14 protein-coding genes are annotated in these 18,624 nt (G+C 66.4%); 7 read left to right on the forward strand and 7 right to left on the reverse strand.

Annotation, left to right across the window (positions count from 1 at the left end):
- Positions 1–65 precede the first annotated feature (65 nt).
- The 5 genes from PKE80_RS05015 to PKE80_RS05035 form a co-directional block, all read right to left on the reverse strand.
- Positions 66–1,070: an arabinan endo-1,5-alpha-L-arabinosidase gene (locus PKE80_RS05015; protein ID WP_271181568.1), complete on the reverse strand. Its 1,005-nt coding sequence runs from the start codon at positions 1,068–1,070 to the stop codon at positions 66–68.
- Positions 1,070–2,647 carry an alpha-N-arabinofuranosidase gene (locus tag PKE80_RS05020; RefSeq protein ID WP_271181569.1) on the reverse strand — a complete coding sequence of 526 codons (1,578 nt, stop codon included), beginning with the start codon at positions 2,645–2,647 and terminating at the stop codon, positions 1,070–1,072. Before PKE80_RS05020 ends, PKE80_RS05015 begins: the two co-directional genes overlap by 1 nt.
- A gap of 21 nt (positions 2,648–2,668) precedes the next feature.
- Complete coding sequence (locus tag PKE80_RS05025; protein WP_271181570.1) at positions 2,669–3,595, reverse strand: Gfo/Idh/MocA family protein; 927 nt, start codon at positions 3,593–3,595, stop codon at positions 2,669–2,671.
- 3 nt (positions 3,596–3,598) lie between these two features.
- Entirely contained in the window at positions 3,599–4,594 is a 996-nt protein-coding gene (gene araD1, locus PKE80_RS05030; RefSeq protein WP_271181571.1) for an AraD1 family protein, read from the reverse strand.
- Positions 4,595–4,655: 61 nt separating this feature from the next.
- Positions 4,656–6,185 (reverse strand): aldehyde dehydrogenase (NADP(+)), encoded by a 1,530-nt coding sequence (locus PKE80_RS05035; protein WP_271181572.1) that lies wholly within the window; start codon positions 6,183–6,185, stop codon positions 4,656–4,658.
- Positions 6,186–6,296: 111 nt separating this feature from the next.
- Here PKE80_RS05035 and PKE80_RS05040 point away from each other — a divergent pair, with 111 nt between their 5' ends.
- Positions 6,297–7,052: a FadR/GntR family transcriptional regulator gene (locus PKE80_RS05040; RefSeq protein WP_271181573.1), complete on the forward strand. Its 756-nt coding sequence runs from the start codon at positions 6,297–6,299 to the stop codon at positions 7,050–7,052.
- A 253-nt stretch (positions 7,053–7,305) separates the two neighbouring features.
- Here the strand turns inward: PKE80_RS05040 and PKE80_RS05045 are convergent, their stop codons facing one another.
- The gene (locus PKE80_RS05045; RefSeq protein ID WP_271181574.1) at positions 7,306–8,619 is read right to left on the reverse strand and encodes a sugar MFS transporter; all 1,314 of its coding nucleotides are present in this window, start codon (positions 8,617–8,619) and stop codon (positions 7,306–7,308) included.
- A 156-nt stretch (positions 8,620–8,775) separates the two neighbouring features.
- On the opposite strand from PKE80_RS05045, the gene PKE80_RS05050 reads away from it, so the two are divergent.
- The 6 genes from PKE80_RS05050 to PKE80_RS05075 all read left to right on the forward strand — a co-directional run bounded on the left by PKE80_RS05050 (position 8,776) and on the right by PKE80_RS05075 (position 17,395).
- The gene (locus PKE80_RS05050; protein ID WP_271181575.1) at positions 8,776–9,927 is read left to right on the forward strand and encodes an aldose epimerase family protein; all 1,152 of its coding nucleotides are present in this window, start codon (positions 8,776–8,778) and stop codon (positions 9,925–9,927) included.
- A gap of 21 nt (positions 9,928–9,948) precedes the next feature.
- Positions 9,949–11,745: an IlvD/Edd family dehydratase gene (locus PKE80_RS05055; RefSeq protein ID WP_271181576.1), complete on the forward strand. Its 1,797-nt coding sequence runs from the start codon at positions 9,949–9,951 to the stop codon at positions 11,743–11,745.
- A 151-nt stretch (positions 11,746–11,896) separates the two neighbouring features.
- A complete protein-coding gene (locus PKE80_RS05060) occupies positions 11,897–12,751 on the forward strand; it encodes an SMP-30/gluconolactonase/LRE family protein (protein WP_271181577.1) in 855 nt (284 codons plus the stop codon).
- Between the two features lie 101 nt (positions 12,752–12,852).
- Positions 12,853–14,055: an efflux RND transporter periplasmic adaptor subunit gene (locus PKE80_RS05065; protein WP_008829565.1), complete on the forward strand. Its 1,203-nt coding sequence runs from the start codon at positions 12,853–12,855 to the stop codon at positions 14,053–14,055.
- Positions 14,056–14,063: 8 nt separating this feature from the next.
- Entirely contained in the window at positions 14,064–16,013 is a 1,950-nt protein-coding gene (locus PKE80_RS05070; RefSeq protein ID WP_271181578.1) for a MacB family efflux pump subunit, read from the forward strand.
- A 5-nt stretch (positions 16,014–16,018) separates the two neighbouring features.
- Positions 16,019–17,395, forward strand: a complete 1,377-nt coding sequence (locus tag PKE80_RS05075) for an efflux transporter outer membrane subunit (protein ID WP_271181579.1) — start codon at positions 16,019–16,021, stop codon at positions 17,393–17,395.
- Here the strand turns inward: PKE80_RS05075 and PKE80_RS05080 are convergent.
- The gene (locus tag PKE80_RS05080) at positions 17,381–18,514 is read right to left on the reverse strand and encodes a tetratricopeptide repeat protein (protein WP_271181580.1); all 1,134 of its coding nucleotides are present in this window, start codon (positions 18,512–18,514) and stop codon (positions 17,381–17,383) included. The two genes, PKE80_RS05075 and PKE80_RS05080, sit on opposite strands and share 15 nt — an antisense overlap.
- Between the last annotated feature and the right edge of the window lie 110 nt (positions 18,515–18,624).

Here is an 18,624-nt window from a genome sequence, read left to right on the forward strand (position 1 = left end):
CCACCCGAAAAAGACGCCCCGGCCAAGTATCGATAGGCGGCCGGGGCGTATTCAGGTGGGTGTTCTCAGTATTCGGCAACAGGCCAGCCGTCCGCGTCCCACCGCAGCGGCGCGATGCGCAGCGTGGGGCGGCCGTCGGCCTCCTTGTCGTAGGCGTGGTAGACGAGGTAGGTCGTGCCGTCCTTGTCGGTGAAGGCTCCGGCATGGCCAGGCCCGCGGAAACGCTGCTTTTCCTGCAAGTCGGAGCGCAGCAGGATAGTTCCCTCGCCCTCCATCATCGAGCTGCCGTCACGGCCCAGATAAGGGCCGGTGATCTTTTTCGAGCGACCGACGACGGTGTAATACGTCGAGTTCACGCCCTTGCAGCAATAGTCGTAGGACGCGATCAGGAAGTACCATCCGCCGTGCGGAATGATGAACGGCGCCTCCACCGGCGCCGCCGCTCCCGCAGGCGCGCGGCGGCGTGCGATCGCGTACGGCTCGGTGCCGGGCACGACCTTGCCGGTCTTCGCGTCGAGCGGGAACAGCTTGAGACCGCTCCAGAAACTGCCGAGCGACAGCCACTGGCGCCCCTGTGCGTCGACAACGAAATTGGGATCGATGGCGTTGAAGTCATCGTCCTTCGTGGACATGACGACGAGGCCATGATCCTGCCATTTCGCCTTCGGCCCCAGCGTCTTGCTGGTCGCGAGACCGATCGCCGAACGGTTGGAGCCGAAGGTCGAGACCGAATAGTACAGTCGGTATTCGCCGTTCACATACGAAATATCCGGCGCCCAGATACCTTCAGTTCCGGGAGCCGCATCTTTCGCCCACGCCGGTATTTCGGAGAACACCGAACCGGCATCCTTCCACACCTTCAGGTCGGTCGAGGTCTTGATGCCGATATACTTGCCCACGGTGCTGAACACGTAATACGTGTCCCCCTCGCGGATGATGACCGGATCATGCACGACAAGGTCACCGGAAAGCTGCGAATTCAGCGTCCCGGCCCCCTTCTCGCCGACCTGCTGGGCACTCGCGGAACCGGCAAGAACCAGCGCCGCGAGCCCAAGGAAGGCCGCCTTCATCACTGCAGTTCCAGCACCACAACCGACTTCGCCGGCAGCGTCACGACCATCTGGCCGCCCTGCACGCTCGCCCCGGTGAAGGCGGCGGGCTTGACGACGTCGGGCGCGTCGAAAGTGTTGTGCGAATTGATCGCCGAGCCCGTCAGAATACGGCCGGAAACCGCCGTTGCGCTAACGCCGTCGAGCTTGATCGTCACCGTGTTCGACTGGTTCGGATCGAGGTTCGACAGCGCGACATGCACCTTGCCGTCCTTCGCCTTCACCGCCGAACCGCTGACCGCAGGCATCGTGAACTCGTCCTTGGAATACCACGGCGACTTGATCTCGAGCGGCAGAACGGTGGCGTCCTGCCAGGGCTTGTACATCTCGAAGACATGGTAGGTCGGGGTCAGCACCATCTTGCTGCCCTGCGTGAAAATCATCGCCTGCAGCACGTTCACCATCTGCGCGATGGCGGTCATGCGCACGCGGTCGGCGTGCTTGGCAAAGATGTCGAGGTGCACAGAGGCGATCAGCGCATCACGCAAGGTGTTCTGCTGCCTCAGGAATCCGGGGTGCGTACCCTCGTCCTGCGCATACCACGAGCCCCACTCGTCGACCGCGAGGAAGACGCGCTTTTCGGGATCGTACTTGTCCATGATCGCCGAGTGCTTGGTGATCAGCTCGTCCATGTGCCGCGCGCCGTTCAGCGCATCGGCCCAGCCATGCTCGTCGAAGTTGACGGCAGGCGCACGCGGGGGCCAGCCACCGGCGGGGTGGACATAATAGTGCAGCGAAACACCGTCGAGCTGGTTCGCCGCGACGCGCATCATCGTCTCGGTCCAGTTGTAGTCATCGACGTTGGCGCCGGCCGCGACCTTCAGGATTTTGGTCCCGGCGGGCGGCTTGATGAAGGTGGCGTAGCGGCGCGTCTCGTCCGCCGCGAACTCGGGGCGCATGTTGCCGCCGCAGCCCCACAGCTCGTTGCCGACGCCGAAGTACTTGACCTTCCAAGGTTCCTTGTGCCCGTTCTTCGCGCGCTCATCGGCCAGCGAACCGGCGGGCGAGGTCATGTACTCGACCCATTCGGCCATTTCGCGCGGCGTGCCGTTGCCGACGTTGCCCGCGACGTAGGCCTCCGCGCCGACCTGGCGGATCAGCTCGAAGAACTCGTGCGTGCCGACCGCGTTGGGCTCGGTCACGCCGCCCCAGTGGGTGTTGATCTTGACCGGGCGCTTGGCCTGTGGGCCGATGCCTTCACGCCAGTTGTACTCGTCGGCGAAGCAGCCACCCGGCCAGCGGATTACCGGCACCGACAAGTCCTTCAGCGCCTTGACGACGTCGTTGCGGAAGCCGTTGGTGTTGGGGATCTTACTCCCCTTGCCGACCCACAGGCCGCCGTAGATGCCCTCGCCCAGATGCTCGGCGAACTGGGTGAAGACGTCTTTGTTGTAGACCGGGCCGGGCTTGCCGCCCTCGATCGTGGCGGTGGTGGGCTGGCCGCCCGTATCGGCCGAAGCCGTCTGGCTCAGGGGCGCGGAAAGCACCGTCGCTGCCATCAGCATGGCGAGCGACGTGCGGCGGAAGAACTTGGTCATTTCAGTCCCCTCCCTAGGGAATCAATCGTGGAATTCGTCCACCAGCTTGCGGTGGCCGCGCAGGAATGCGTCGGCGACGAGGCGCAGCGGCGCCACGTCCACGTCGCTGCGGCCACCCCGGATGAGGCTGGCGAAGCGCGCGTAGAGGCCCGGATATTCCATGTCCTCGGCATGCTCGGTGCCACTCGGAAGCGTCAGCACCGCGCCGCCGTTCGACAGCTTGAGGGTTCCTTCGTCCGTCTCGACGACGATGTCCCACGACTGCGGGCCGGTCTGGCGCCAGTCGAGGTCCATGTGGATCGGCGCGCCTGCGGTGTCGCGGAACTCGATGTCGGCGGCGATCGGCGCGGCGCGGTTGGCCGGGATTTCCAGCGTCGCGCCCTGCAGGAACATCGGGCGCGGCAGGATGTGCGTGACGATCGAGAGCGCATTGATGCCCGGATCGAACACGCCAAGGCCGCCCGGCTCCCAGATCCAGGCCTGGCCCGGATGCCACACGCGCACGTCCTCGCGCCACACGATCGAGACCTTCTCGATTCTGCGGTCGGACAGCCACGCGCGCGCCGGGGCCACGCCTGCCGCAAAGCGCGAATGCCACGAGGCGAACAGCGTCGCGCCGACCTTCTCGGCGCGGCTTTCCAGCGCCACGACTTCGGAAAGCGTCGCGCCCGGCGGCTTTTCGAGGAACACGTGCATGCCCTTCGACAGCGCCTGCACGGCGAGGTCGTAGCGCACCTGCGGCGGCGTGCAGAGCGCCACCGCATCGACCGCCGGACCATTCGCGATCAGTTCGTCGAGGCTCTTCGCGTGGGGCACGCCCTCGACGCCCGGATCACGCGGGCTGACGGTGGCGGCGAGGCTGAACGCCTTGTTCCCGGCGATGGCGGGAAGGTGCTGGTCGCGGGCGATCTTGCCCACGCCCACCACCGCAATGCGGATCGGGTCCATCGATCAGAGCGCCTTCACGGCAAAGGCGCGTTCGGGAACGCGGACCAGCTTGTTGGCGACCGGCAGCGTGAAGGGCGCGGCCGAAATCTCGAACACGTCGCCTTCCTGCGTCTGCACGCCGTCGCTGAACGAAAGCGTCGCGGTGCCGAAAAAGTGGACATGCACGTCGCCCGCGCGGCGGAACAGGTCGTACTTGAAGTGGTGATGCTCAAGGTTCGCGAACGTATGCGACATGTTACCCTCGCCCGAGAGGAAGGGCTTTTCCCAGATCGTCTCGCCACCCCGGATGACCTTGCTGGTGCCCTCGATGTGCGAGGGCGGCGTGCCGAGCAGCAGCTCCGGGCCGAGCGCGGCCTGACGCAGCTTCGAGTGGGCCAGCCACAGGTAGTTGTGGCGCTCGGTGACGTGATCCGAATACTCGTTGGCGAGCGCAAGGCCGAGGCGGTAGGCCGTGCCGTCCTCGCCGATCAGGTAGATGCCTGCCAGTTCCGGCTCCTCGCCGCCGTCCTTGGCGAAGGCGGGCATTTCGAGATCGTCGGTCGGGCCGACGAGCTGCGAGCCGTCGCCCTTGTAGAACCATTCCGGCTGCTGGCCGACTTCGCCCGGCGCGGGCTTGCCGCCTTCGAGGCCTTCCAGGAACATGCGCATGGAGTCGGTCGGCTTCTCCTCGGAAGCGGCCGCCTTGTGCATCTTGTCGCGGCCCTCGGCGGAACCGAGGTGAGTCAGGCCGGTGCCCGCGAGCAGCAGATGTGCGCCGTCCTCGTGATCGATCGGCGCGAGCAGGCGGCCAGCCGCGAACTCGGCGGCGATGTCGACAGCTTCGCCCTGCCCGGCATCCTTCGCGGCGTCGGCAAGCGTCTGGCCTGCAGCGATCGCGCCGAGCGCGAGTTCACGCACCGAAGCGACGCCCGGCAGGAAATGCGCGGCATCACCGTCGGCGAGAATGACGGAACGAACGCCCTCGGCGCTCAGGTGCTGGAGCAGGCGAAGATAAGTCATGGGTACTCTCCCAAAGGCGGCGCGCTTCTTGAGAGCGCGCCGCCCGGATGGATGGATCAGATCAGTTGAGGGTCAGCGTGCCGTCGATCAGGCGCGGGGCGCCGTCGCCGAAGGCATCGTCACGCAGTTCAGCGGGAAGCAGGCCCTGCGCGAAGTTCTGGTAGCTGACCGGACGCAAGTAGCGGTCGATCGCCATGCTGCCGACCGACGTGGTGCGCGGGTCGGAAGTCGAGGGGAACGGGCCACCGTGAACCATCGCGTGGCACACTTCGACGCCGGTGGGCCAGCCATTGACGAGGATGCGGCCGACCTTGCGCTCCAGCACCGGCAGGACGCGGGCGGCGGCGCCCTCGTCAGCGCCGTCCATGTGCAGGGTGGCGGTCAGCTGGCCTTCAAGGCCTTCCAGCACGGTCAGCAACTCGGCTTCGTCCTTGCAGCGCACGACGATCGAGGAGGCGCCGAACACTTCGTCGCCCGCCGCCTTGTCCGCAAGGAACTGCGCGGCCGAGGTCTGGAACAGGATCGCGCCGCCGGTGGTGACGCTGCCCTCTTCGCCCTTGGCCAGCGTTTCGACGCCGGGAAGAGCTTCGAGCGCAGCGACGCCCTTGGCGTACGCGGCGGCGATGCCGGTGGTCAGCATGGTCTGCGGCTTGGCTTCCGACACGCCAGTGGTTGCGGCGGTCACGAAGGCGTCCAGCCCCTCACCCTCGACGGCGAGGATCAGGCCGGGGTTGGTGCAGAACTGGCCTGCACCCATCGTCAGCGAGCCGACGAAAGCCGCGCCGAGCGCTTCGCCGCGCGCCTTAAGCGCCTCGGGAAGCAGCAGGACGGGGTTGATGCTCGACATTTCGGCATAGACCGGGATCGGCACTTCGCGCGCCTGCGCCACCTTGGCGAGAGCAAGACCGCCGCCACGCGAACCGGTGAAGCCGACCGCCATGATCGCCGGGTGCTGCACGAGCGCCGCGCCCAGTTCGTTCGAGGGACCGACGAGGTGCTGGAACACGCCCTCGGGCAGACCCGCATCCTTCACCGCCTTGGTGATGGCGGCAGCGATCAGCGCGCCGGTGACCGGGTGCGCCGGGTGGCCCTTGACGACGACCGGGCAGCCCGCCGCCAGCGCCGAAGCGGTGTCACCACCCGCCGTCGAGAACGCGAGCGGGAAGTTCGAGGCGCCGAACACTGCGACCGGACCGACCGGGATCATGCGCAGGCGCAGGTCCGGACGCGGCAGCGGCGCGCGGTCGGGCAGCGCGGGATCGATACGAAGCTGCTGCCACTGGCCCTTGCGCACGACGTCGGCGAACAGGCGCAGCTGGCCGCAGGTACGGCCACGCTCGCCCTCACCGCGCCCGCGCGGCAGGCCACTCTCGGCGATGTAGGCTTCGATCAGCGGCTCGCCGATCGCCATGATCTCGTCGGCGATTCGCTCGAGGAACGCAGCGCGCGTCTCGCGATCGGTCGCGCGATAGGTATCGAACGCAGCAGCCGCGGCAGCGCAGGCAGCGGCCACATCGGCGGTGGTGCTGATGGCGAGCGGCTCACCCTGAGGCTCACCGGTAGCAGCGACGATGGAACGAAATTCAGTCATTGGGCACTCCCTATTTACTCCGACATATTTCCTGTGCGAGCGAAACGCAATGTTTGTCGTTCCTTCTCGCGCAAACCGCTGTTAGTTTCGCTCCCGGAGGAGCCCTTACCTGTGCCAGATGCCGATTTGACGACCGCCGACGAAAACACCAAACAGGGCGAAGAAGCCCGAGGCCCCGGCCGCAGACTGCACGGAGCCATTGCACACAAGCTCGGTACTGCCATCTTGTCAGGCAAATATGCTCCCGGCGACATTCTGTCGGGCGAAGTCGCCTTCGCCGAGGAACTGCAGGTTTCACGCAGCGCCTATCGGGAGGCGATCCAGGTGCTGACCGCCAAGGGCCTCGTCGCGAGCCGCCCCAAGGCCGGCACCCGCGTCCTCCCGCGTGATCGCTGGAACCTGCTCGACCCCGAAGTGCTCGGCTGGGCCTTCGCGGGCGAGCCCGACATCGAATTCGTCCGGAGCCTGTTCGAACTGCGCGCCATCGTCGAACCCGCCGCCGCCCGCCTCGCCGCCCAGCGCCGCGACAAGGCGGACCTCAAGGCGATGAAGGACGCCCTCGCCGCCATGCGCCGCCACACCCTCACCACCGAGGCCGGACGCGCCGCTGACCGCGATTTTCACAAGGCGATCCTCCAGGCGACACGCAACGACGCGCTCCTCACGCTCAGCGCCTCAATCGGCGCGGCGGTGAACTGGACCACGCAGTTCAAGCAACGCGCTCGCGCCCTGCCGCGCAATCCGATCCCGGATCACGTCAAGGTCTACGACGCGATCGCCGCAGGGGATGCGGCTGCCGCTGCGGAGGCGATGAACGTGCTGGTGGATCTGGCTCTGGAAGATACGCGTAGCTCGATGGAAGATTGAACAGGGGAAAAGCAGGGGTTTACCACCCCTGCACCCCGTAATCGTCGAGGGCACGCGCGCCGCCTCCTCAGGCACAACGGCGAGCCGGGAGACTGAATAGCCTGCGGCGCAATAGAGCACCGAGACTGCTGCGCGCATCACGCCGCCAAGTCCACGGGGTGCAGGGGTGGTAAACCCCTGCCCTTCTCTTCCCTTCTAAACAAAAAAGCCCCGACGATCTCTCGCCGGGGCTCATTTCCTATCTGCCGCGCGCTTATTCGAAAGTCGCTTCCGGCGGCGGCACCGCGTTGGTGACCTTGCTGCCCCACAGCGCGTAGAACAGCACGTAGAGTTCGCAAGCCGCCGTCAGCAGGAACGAGGTCTGCAGCCCGTAGTTGTCGGCCAGCCAGCCCTGCACCACGACCAGAGCGCCGCCTGCGATCGCCATGACGAGCAGGCCGGAGCCTTCCTCGGTCAGCGGGCCGAGGCCCTTGATGCCGAGGGTGAAGATGGTCGGGAACATGATCGAGTGGAACAGGCCGACGAGGATCAGCGACCACATCGCCACTTCGCCATGGGCGAACACCGTCACCATCATCACCGCGAAGGCGCCGACAGAGAAGAACGCCAGCACCTTGCCGGCATCGAAGCGCTGCATCACGGCGGAGCCGGCGAAGCGGCCGACCATCATGCCGCCCCACAGGAAGCTCAGGTACTTGCCCGCCTGCTCGTGCGTCAGGTTGGCGATGTCGGGCTGGCTGACGAAGTTCACGAAGAGGTTGGCGACGCCGATTTCCGCAATCAGGTAGATGAAGATCGCCGGAATGCCGAACACCAGGTTGCGGTGGTTCCAGAGCGAGAGGTGCTTGCGCTGTTCCTTGGCGACGCGCGAACCGGCCGAGCCCATCGCGGGCAGCGGGAACTTGGCGATGATGACCGCGAGGATCACCAGCACCACGGCGACGAGCGCGTAAGGCAGGATCACCGAGTGGGCGTCCGCCATGCGTTCGGCTTCGGTCAGGACGGTCCCGGCGGTGGCCGTGCCGCCCTTGGAGCGGCCGAGGATCAGGTAGGCCCCGAAGAGCGGCGCCAGCATCGTGCCCATCGAGTTCAGCGCCTGCACCAGATTGAGGCGCGAGGACGCGGTCTCGGGCTTGCCGACGACGGCGACGTAGGGGTTCGCGGCCACCTGCAGCAGCGTGATGCCGCTGGCGATGACGAACAGCATGACGAGCGTGACGCCGTAGGACGGGATGCTGGCTGCCAGCATCATGCCGCATGCGCCTGCAGCCATGATGAGCAGGCCCGCGACGAGCGACTTCTGATAGCCGATCCGCTCGATCAGCTTGGCTGACGGGATCGAGGCCACGAAGTAGGCGATGAACCATACCGATTCGATCAGTGTCGTCTGGGTGTAGCTCAGCTCGAATACGCTGCGCAGGTGCGGCAGCAGCGTATTGTTGATGACGGTGATGAAGCCCCACATGAAGAACAGGCTGGCGAGCAGCGTAAGCGCGGGACCGTAGCGCACGCCGGCGGGCTGGGCGTGCAGCACCGGGGCGTCGGTGGATGAGACCACTGGGGGCATGACATTCCTCTCGATAGCGACGCCGGACGACCACTTGTACCGTGAACCGGCTTGCGCTCTTTCTATTTGTCGGACTATATGCGCGAAGCGGCGTCGTCAATGGGGCGCGTCTTCGTACAAGAATCGAAATCTCACCGAAATGCGGGAGCTAAGGGAATGAGGAATCCGGTCAAGGCCATCACGACGGCAGCGTCCGTTCTGGCACTGGCATTTAGCGCCAATGCCGCGCTGGCCACCGAAGCGACGCAGGCGAGCGCGGGCAAGCTGTCGAACGGCAGCGAGGTCACCGCGGTGACTCTGACGGCAGGCAACGGCGTTTCCGCCACTATCCTGACCTTCGGCGCGACGCTGTGGAAGCTGAACGCGCCGGACCGCGACGGCAAGACCGCCGACGTCCTCGTCGCCTACGACAAGCTCTCCGACTTCGATACGCGCCCGAACTTCTGGGGCGCCACCATCGGCCGCTACGGCAACCGCATCGCCGACGGCAAGTTCACGCTTGACGGCAAGACCTACCAGCTGCCCGGCAACGATCATGGCCAGTCACTCCACGGCGGCGGCAAGGGCTTCGACGTGCAGAACTGGAAGCTCGAATCGGTGAAGTCGGGCAAGGTGGCGACCACAGTGTTCTCGCTCGTCAGCCCGGACGGCGATTCCGGCTATCCCGGTACCGTGAAGGCCAAGGTGACGTATTCGCTCGACGAATCCGGCAACCTGCAGATCGTCTTCGACGCGACGACCGACAAGCCGACCGTGCTCAACATGACCAACCACGCCATCTTCAACATGGCGGGCGAAGGCTCCGAGCGCGACGCGATGACCAACGTGCTCACCCTCCCGGCGAGCAAGTACACTCCCGTCAACGAAAAGCTGATCCCGACCGGCGAACTGCGCCCCGTCGAGGGCACCCCGTTCGACTTCCGCAAGGGCAAGCCGGTCGCCGTGGGCCTGCGCGACGGCAACGACCAGCAGATCGTCTACGGCCGCGGCTTCGATCACAACTTCGCGCTAGATAAGGGCCAGACCAAGACCCCCGAACTCGCCGCCCGCCTCGAAGACCCGGTCTCGGGCCGCGTGCTGGAACTGCTGACGACCGAGCCCGGCGTCCAGTTCTACTCCGGCAATTTCCTCGACGGCACCTTCATCGGCAAGCAGGGCCACCTCTACCGCATGGGCGACGGCATCGCGCTGGAACCGCAGAAGTTCCCCGACAGCCCCAACCACGCCAACTTCCCGAGCACCCGCGTCGATCCCGGCAAGCCGTACCGGCACGTCATGATCTACCGCGTCACCACTTCTCCGCGCTGAACCGGACCAAAGAAAACAACCATGACCGAAACCCCTGCTCCCAAGCTGCGCTCGCGCGCCTGGTTCGACAATCCCGACAACATCGACATGACCTCGCTCTATCTGGAGCGATACCTGAACTTCGGCCTCAGCCTTGAGGAACTGCGTTCGGGCAAGCCGATCATCGGCATAGCCCAGTCGGGCAGCGACCTTAGCCCGTGCAACCGCCATCACCTCGTGCTGGCCGAGCGCATCCGCGAAGGCATTCGCGAGATGGGCGGCATCGCGCTGGAATTCCCGGTCCACCCGATCCAGGAAACCGGCAAGCGCCCCACCGCCGGGCTCGACCGCAACCTGTCGTACCTCGGCCTCGTCGAGGCGCTCTACGGCTACCCGCTCGACGGCGTGGTGCTGACCACCGGCTGCGACAAGACGACCCCGGCGATGCTCATGGCTGCAGCCACCGTCAACATCCCCGCCATCGCGCTGTCGGTCGGCCCGATGCTCAACGGCTGGCACAAGGGCGAGCGCACCGGTTCGGGCACGATCGTGTGGAAGGGCCGCCAGATGATGGCGGCGGGCGAACTGGACGCGGACGGCTTCATCAAGCTCGTCGCGTCTTCGGCACCCTCGACCGGCTACTGCAACACCATGGGCACGGCGACGACGATGAACTCGCTGGCCGAGGCGCTGGGCATGATGCTGCCCGGTTCGGCGGCGATCCCCGCGCCTTACCGCGACCGCCAGGAATGTGCCTACCACACCGGCAAGCGCATCGTGGACATGGTGCGGGAGGACCTAAAGCCCTCCGACATCCTGACGCTCGACGCCTTCCACAACGCGATCGTCGTCAATGCCGCGATCGGCGGTTCGACCAACGCGCCGATCCACCTTGCCGCGCTGGCCCGCCACGTCGGCGTGGACCTGCCGCTCAAGGACTGGGAGCGCCTCGGCCACAAGATTCCGCTGCTGGTGAACCTGCAGCCCGCCGGTGAGTACCTCGGCGAGGACTACTACCACGCGGGCGGCGTCCCCGCCGTCGTCGCGCAGCTGATCGGCCAGGGACTGATCCAGGAGAGCGCCCTCACCGTCAACGGCAAGACCATCGGCGACAACTGCCGCGACGCCACGATCGAGGACGACAAGGTCATCAAGACCTTCGACCAGCCTCTGGTCGAGGAGGCGGGCTTCCTCGTCCTGTCGGGCAACCTGTTCGACGCCGCGATCATGAAGACCAGCGTGATCTCCAAGGAATTCCGCGACCGCTACCTCTCGAACCCCGCCGACCCGGACGCCTTCGAAGGCCCCGCCGTGGTGTTCGACGGTCCCGAGGACTATCACCACCGCATCGACGATCCCTCGGTCGGCATCACCCCCGAGACGCTGATGTTCATGCGCGGCGCCGGGCCCATCGGCTACCCCGGCGCGGCCGAAGTCGTGAACATGCGCCCGCCCGCCTACCTCATCACCGAGGGCGTCAGCGCCCTGCCCTGCATCGGTGACGGCCGCCAGTCGGGCACTTCGGGCAGCCCCTCGATCCTCAACGCCTCTCCGGAAGCGGCGGCGATGGGCGGTCTGGCGCTGCTGAAGACCGGCGACCGGGTGCGCATGGACCTCAAGGCGGGCAAGGTGGACGTGCTGATCTCCGACGAGGAGATGGCAACGCGCCGTGCCGAACTGGAAGCCGCCGGCGGCTACCAGTACCCCGCCTCGCAGACGCCGTGGCAGGAAATCCAGCGCGCCCTCGTGGGCCAGATGGATACCGGCGCGATCCTCGAGGGTGCGGAAAAGTACCAGCGCATCGCCCAGACCATGGGCCTGCCGCGCGACAACCACTGATCCAGCATAAACCTCGTCATTCCCGCGAAGGCGGGGACCCATCTCTTGGAAGTGCCTGTTGCACCGACGTCAGATGGGTCCCCGCTTTCGCGGGGATGACGAGGTTTTTATGGGCCGACAGATCAGCGGCCTCGACATGGGAGAGAGAACGATGACCCTCTGGCGCAAGATCGAGCGCGACACGCGCGACACCCTAGGCGAAGGCGCGTTGTGGTGCGAGCGGGACCGCGCGTTCTACTGGGTCGATATCCTTGCCCCCGCCCTCAACCGGCTAACGCTGGCCACCGGCGCCATCGAACGCTGGGACATGCCCGCGCCGCTCGGCTGGGTGGCTCCGCGCGCCTCGGGCGGTTTCCTCGGCGGTTTCCGCGACGGCGTCGCCGCGATCACCCTCGATCCGCTGACCATCGGCGAGCGCTCCGATCCCGAACCGCACCTGCCCGGCAACCGCATGAATGACGGCAAGGCCGACCGCCACGGCGCCATCTGGTGCGGCACCATGGACATGGCCGAGGAGGAAGTCTCCGGCTCGTTCTACCGCCTCTCGCCGCAGGGCGAATGGCAGGTCGTCGACACCGGCTACACCGTGACCAACGGTCCGGCGTTCTCGCCGTGCGGGAACTGGCTCTACCACACCGATTCCGGCCGCCGTACCATCTACCGCTTAGCCCTCGACAAAACCGGCGCCCGTGATCGGCAGGAATTCATCCGCTTCTCCGAGGACGACGGCTATCCCGACGGCATGACCACCGATGCGGAAGGGTTCCTCTGGGTCGCCCACTGGGACGGCGGCCGCATCAGCCGCTTCGCCCCGGACGGCACCCGCGACCGCTCGATCGAGCTGCCCGCCAGGCGCATCACCAACATCGCCTTTGCCGGGGAGAACCTCGACCGCATGTTCGTGACTTCTGCGGCAACGGGCCTGCCGGAATCGGAATTCGACGGCGCGCTCTACGAGGTCGATGCGGGCGTTACGGGTCTTCCCTCCGGCATCTATCAGGGCTGATCCCCAAGGCTGCTCTTTGTCGCAGGGATTGGCGCAACCGTTACACATTGCTACCAAAATCCCTGCTTACAAGCTGCCTTCCAGCGGCCATACGAAGCAGCATGTTCACCACTCGTCGCATCGTGATCGGCGGCGTCGTACTCGGCGCGTGCGTTCTCCTTCTCGTCTGGAAGCTGTTCCTCGCCGCTCCGGCCGAGCCTGACGTCGCGACCGTGAAGGTCGCGCGCGGGGCGCTCGAACGCACCGTCGAGGCGACGGGCACGCTGGAGCCGAAGGAACTCGTCAGCGTCGGCGCGCAGGTGTCCGGCCGTCTCGACGAACTGAACTTCGAGATCGGCGACGTGGTCCACAAGGGCGACCTCATCGGCCTGATCGACCCGCGCACCCAGACCAACAGCCTGGAGACCGCCCGCGCCGACCTTGCCAACATGCAGGCGCAGGCCGCATCGGCAAAGGCCACGCTGGCGCGCACGCAGCTTGCCTTCAACCGCCAGAAGATGCTTGGCGCCGGCGAGGCGACATCGCAGCAGGACTTCGAGACGGCACGGCAGGAACTGCAGTCCGCCCAGGCCAGCTACGACGCCCTGCAAGCGCAGATCCGCGCCGCCAGCGTCAGCGTCAACACCGCCGAAGTGCAGCTGGGGTACACCAAGATCACCGCGCCGATGGACGGCGTCGTCGTCGCCGTCGTCACCAAGCAGGGCCAGACCGTCAACGCCAACCAGTCGGCACCGACGATCGTGATCCTCGCCAAGCTGGACGTGATGACGATCAAGGCCGAGGTCTCCGAAGCCGACGTCATCAACGTGAAGCCCGACCTGCCGGTCTACTTCACCATCCTCGGCGATCCCGACAAGCGCTACGAAGCCAAGCTGCGCATGATCGAACCGGCGCCGGAATCGATAGTCGATGAAGTCAGCTCCAGTTCCAGCAGTTCCTCGTCGAGCAGTTCGTCGTCCAGCACCGCGATCTACTACAACGCACTGTTCGAGGTGCCCAACGAGGACAACCGCCTGCGCGCGCTGATGACCGCCAAGGTCACCATCGTCCTCGACCGCCGCGCCAATGCGCTGACGATCCCGGCCACCGCGCTCGGCGCGAAGGGCAAGGATGGCACCTATGCCGTCCGCGTGAAGACAGAAGACGGGACAATCGAGAGCCGCAAGGTCAGGATCGGCCTCAACAACAACGTCAACGTCGAGGTCCTGTCAGGCCTCAAGGAAGGCGAGAACGTCGTCATCGGCGAGGCCAAGGCCGATAGCGGAACGAGCGGTCGCCGCCGCATGGGGCCGCCGGGCTTCTGAGGCGGGTGATGGAACCCGCCCCGCTCCTCTCGCTCTCGCACGTCCGGCGCGAGTATCCTTCGGGTGACGGCGTCTTCGCGGCGCTCAAGGACATCGACCTGACCATCGAGGCCGGCGAGATGGTCGCGATCGTCGGCCAGTCCGGTTCGGGCAAGTCCACCCTGATGAACATCCTGGGCTGCCTCGACCGGGCGACCTCGGGATCGTACCGGGTCAACGGCCGGGACACCGCAGAACTGGAGCCCGACGAACTGGCCGCGCTGCGCCGCGAGCACTTCGGCTTCATCTTCCAGCGCTATCACCTGCTGACCGACCTCTCGGCGCTCGGCAACGTCGAGGTTCCGGCGATCTACGCGGGCAAGCCGCGCGGCGAACGCGCGTCGCGCGCAGCACAGATCCTGTCCCGTCTCGGCCTCGGCGAGCGGACCGGGCACCGGCCGGGCCAGCTTTCGGGCGGCCAGCAGCAGCGCGTCTCGATCGCGCGCGCGCTGATGAACGGAGGCGAGGTGATCTTCGCCGACGAACCCACCGGCGCGCTCGATTCCGCCAGCGGCGTCGAAGTCATGGCGATCCTCGGCGAACTTCACGCCGAAGGCCACACGGTCATCATCGTCACGCACGACATGCACGTCGCGGAGCACGCCGAGCGCATCATCGAGATCCGCGACGGCGCAATCATCGACGATCGCCGCACCTCCGAACCCAAGACCGCGCCCGCCCTCGCCCCACCGCCGACCGGCGCCAGCGGCTTCGGCCAACTGGCCGACCGTTTCCGCGAGGCGTTCCACATGGCCGTGCTCGCCATGTCGGCGCACAAGCTGCGCACCTTCCTGACGATGCTGGGCATCATCATCGGCATCGCCTCGGTGGTCTCGGTGGTGGCGCTGGGCAACGGCTCGCAGGCCAAGATCCTCTCCGACATATCGGGGCTCGGGACCAGCACGCTCACCGTCTATCCGGGCAAGAGCTTCGGCGACATGCGATCGGGCAAGATCCAGACGCTCAAGGACAGCGACGCCGAGGCGCTCGGCCAGCTCTCCTACATCGACAGCGTGACGCCCAGCGTCTCCACCAGCGTGACCGCACGATACCGCAACGTCGCGGCGACCGCACAGGTCAGCGGCGTCGGCGCCGACTACTTCCGCGTGCGCGGCCTGACGCTCAATTCCGGGAGCCTGTTCGATACGCAGGCAGTGCGCGAACTGGCGCAGGACGCGGTGATCGACGAGAACACCCAGAAGACCCTGTTCCCCGATGGCGAGGACCCGCTCGGCAAAGTCGTGCTGCTCGGCAAGGTGCCCGTCCGCATCGTCGGGATCGTCGGCACCCAGCAGCAGGGCTTCGGCGGCAGCGACAGCCTGACCGCCTATGTCCCCTACACCACCGCGATGAGCCGGATGCTGGGCCAGAGCTACGTCTCCAGCATCACCGTGCGCATCAGCGACAACGTCTCGACCTCGGCGGCGCAGGACGCCGTGACGCAGCTGCTGACCCAGCGGCACGGCACCGTCGATTTCTTCATCAGCAACTCCGACGACATCCGCGCCACGATCACCAGCGCCACGCAGACGATGACCCTTCTCGTCGCCGCGATCGCGGTCATCTCGCTGGTCGTCGGCGGCATCGGGGTGATGAACATCATGCTGGTCTCGGTCACCGAACGCACCGCCGAGATCGGCGTGCGCATGGCGGTGGGCGCGCGCCAGTCCGACATCCTCCAGCAATTCTTGATCGAGGCGATCCTCGTCTGCCTGATCGGCGGCGTCATCGGCGTCGGCCTGTCGCTGGCGCTGGGCGTGGTGTTCTCCTACTTCGCCTCCGACTTCGCGATGGCCTATTCGACTACCTCGATCGTCGCCGCCTTCGCCTGTTCCACCCTCATCGGCGTCGTGTTCGGCTTCCTGCCCGCGCGCCGTGCGGCCCGGCTCGATCCGGTCGACGCCCTTTCGAGAGACTGACGACGATGCGCCCTCACCTCCTTGCCGCGCTGGCCCTGCTGCCGCTGACCGCAGGCTGCGGCAGCGTGGTCCGTTCACACTATGCCGCGCCCGCCGTGCCGGTCGCCGCGAACTGGGATGCGGGTGTACTGGGCGCGCCGCAGAAGGTCGGCGCACCGTGGTGGAACGAGTTCGACGATGTCGCGCTGACCACACTCGTCGACCGGGTCCTTGCCGACAATGCCGACCTCGCCGCCGCCGGGCTACGCCTCAAGCGCGCGAAGCTGTCGTCGGACCTCGCACGGCAGGCATTGTTGCCCAGCCTCTCCGCCAGCGCCTCATCCGACGCATCCAAGGCGCTGGAAGGCGGGTCGGCATGGAACAAGAGCAGTTCCGCCACGCTTGGCGTCTCCTGGGAGATCGACCTGTTCGGCCGCCTCGATGCCCAGGCCGACGCCGCCCGCTGGGAAGCGCAAGCCACCGCGCAGGACCTTGCCGAAACCCGCCTCGCACTCGTCAGCACCACGGTTCAGGCATGGTGGCAGCTTGCCTATGCAAACGAACAGATCGCGCTGGGCGAACAAAGCCTTGCCTATGTACGCCGGGCGCTGGAACTGGTGCAGCGACAATACGATGCGGGCGCCGTCTCCCGCCTCGAACTGCGCGACGCGCAGCAGACCGTCGCGTCGCAGGAGTCCGCGCAAACGCAGCTGGTGCAGGCCCGCGTCGAAGCGCTCAAGACCATCGCCGCGCTGCTCGCCCGGCAGGATTACGAAGGGCAGGAACCGCAGGCGCTGCCTCAGGCCGACCTGCCCGCCATCGCGGCGGGCGTCCCGGCCTCGCTGCTCGCCAACCGCCCAGACCTTGCCGCAGCCGAACTGCGCCTGCGCTTCACGCTCGCAACGAGCGACGCCACGGTGGCGAGCTACTACCCCAGCTTCAGCCTGACCGGCGCGCTCGGCACGGCCAGTTCCTCGCTGCTCAAGTTCTTCACCAACCCGGTCGCGAGCTTCGGCGGCGCGCTGTCGCTGGCGGAGTTGAACCCGGCCAAGGTGCGCCTCGCCACCGGCGTCGCGCGGGCCGACTACGACATCGCCGTGCAGGACTTCCGCCAGACGTTCTACGATGCCCTGCGCGACACGCAGGTCTCACTCTCGGCACGCGACCAGTACATCCGGCAGGCTCAGTTCACAGCGCAGAACTACGAAGCCGCCGTCGATGCAGAGGCGCTATATGAACGCCAGTACCGCGCCGGACTTATTCCCCTGCGCGATTGGCTCGACGCGCAGGAACGTGCCCGCAGTGCGCGCAGCGGCCTCATCCAAAACCGCTACAACCGGCTTGTCGCCCAAGTGCAGGTCTACCAGGCTCTCGGCGGTCAGATTCCCTCAGCGGGAAGCTAGGCGCAGCGCCTTTACGCCCACCCGCCGGTCTATCATCGCTGCAATTTCCGGATCATCCTTCCACACGGCGCGAATCCGCGGGATCAGCGCGGCGTCGCCCCACGCCTCTTCCGCCCGATCGGCCGCTTGCAGGAGATCGACAACCGAAGCTCGTTCGCGTTGCAAAGATGCGACGAGCACCGGCCATGCCCGGCTGCGCGACCCGTTGGCTACGTCGGCCAGTGCCTGCTTGTAGACTACATCCAGCAGCCGCCCCTGCCTTGCACGGACCAGTTCCGCTGCTTTGGTGAGCAGTCGATCATCGGCCCGTACTTGCGCGAACCGGGTAAAGTGACGCACGTAGCCGACACCGTCTCCATCGACGAGGGCAATCACTGCCAGACAATCCTGGGCAACCGGAAATTCAGGATGGCTTGCAGCGATCTCCTTCAGCGTCGCGGTGGCGATCGCATCCTGTCCTGCCGACCACCGCGCCCAGGCAAGATCAGTGCGGATTGCAATCGAGTCCGGCTCCAGCATTGCCGCGCGCTCCAGTTGCGCCAGCGCCGGACCATGGTCGCCATGGTCACTGAGAATATTACCGTACCAGAAATGCGACAGCACATCGTTCGGATCGAGGGCAAGCGCCCGCGCAAAACGTTTCTGCGCCAGCGCGAAATCGCGATCCCGCCAATAGGCGATAAATCCAAGCAGGCGATGCCCGGAGGCTAGGTCCGGATCCAAGCGCACCGCCGCCGCAGCAGCTTCCCGCGCCTGCCTGAAGGCATCCGCATCCGCCCTTCCCCCAAACTCGCGCGAGAGGATCAGCGCTTCGGCAAGACCTGCATGACCCGGCGCGAAGCCAGGAGCCTGCGCCGTCACCCCTTCGAGCAGCCCGATGGCCCGTTCCAGCCCGGCTGTCTCCCGATCAGCGACAAGATCCTGCGCCACCAGCAACCGTCCGCCGATGGTCGGGTCGGACGGCAATTCCGAAGGAACGCCCGTCGCCGCCGAGGCACTTCCGGTTATCGTGTACGTATTGCTCGCAGCGGCCATGAACATGCCTGCCGCGGCAAGCAACGCCGCCGCCATCAGCACGCCCTCGAAAGCCGCAAAAGGACGCAGTGCGGATACCGGCATGTCATCGGAAGATTCGCGCGGAGGCAAATTCCCCGGCGACGCTGTATTGTTTGCGACACCTGCCCTGGTGCCCCCACCTGAACCGGTTCGCATCGACGGCACGTTCATCA

The sequence above is a fragment of the Novosphingobium resinovorum genome, assembly GCF_027922145.1.
In the GTDB taxonomy this organism is placed as follows: domain Bacteria; phylum Pseudomonadota; class Alphaproteobacteria; order Sphingomonadales; family Sphingomonadaceae; genus Novosphingobium; species Novosphingobium resinovorum.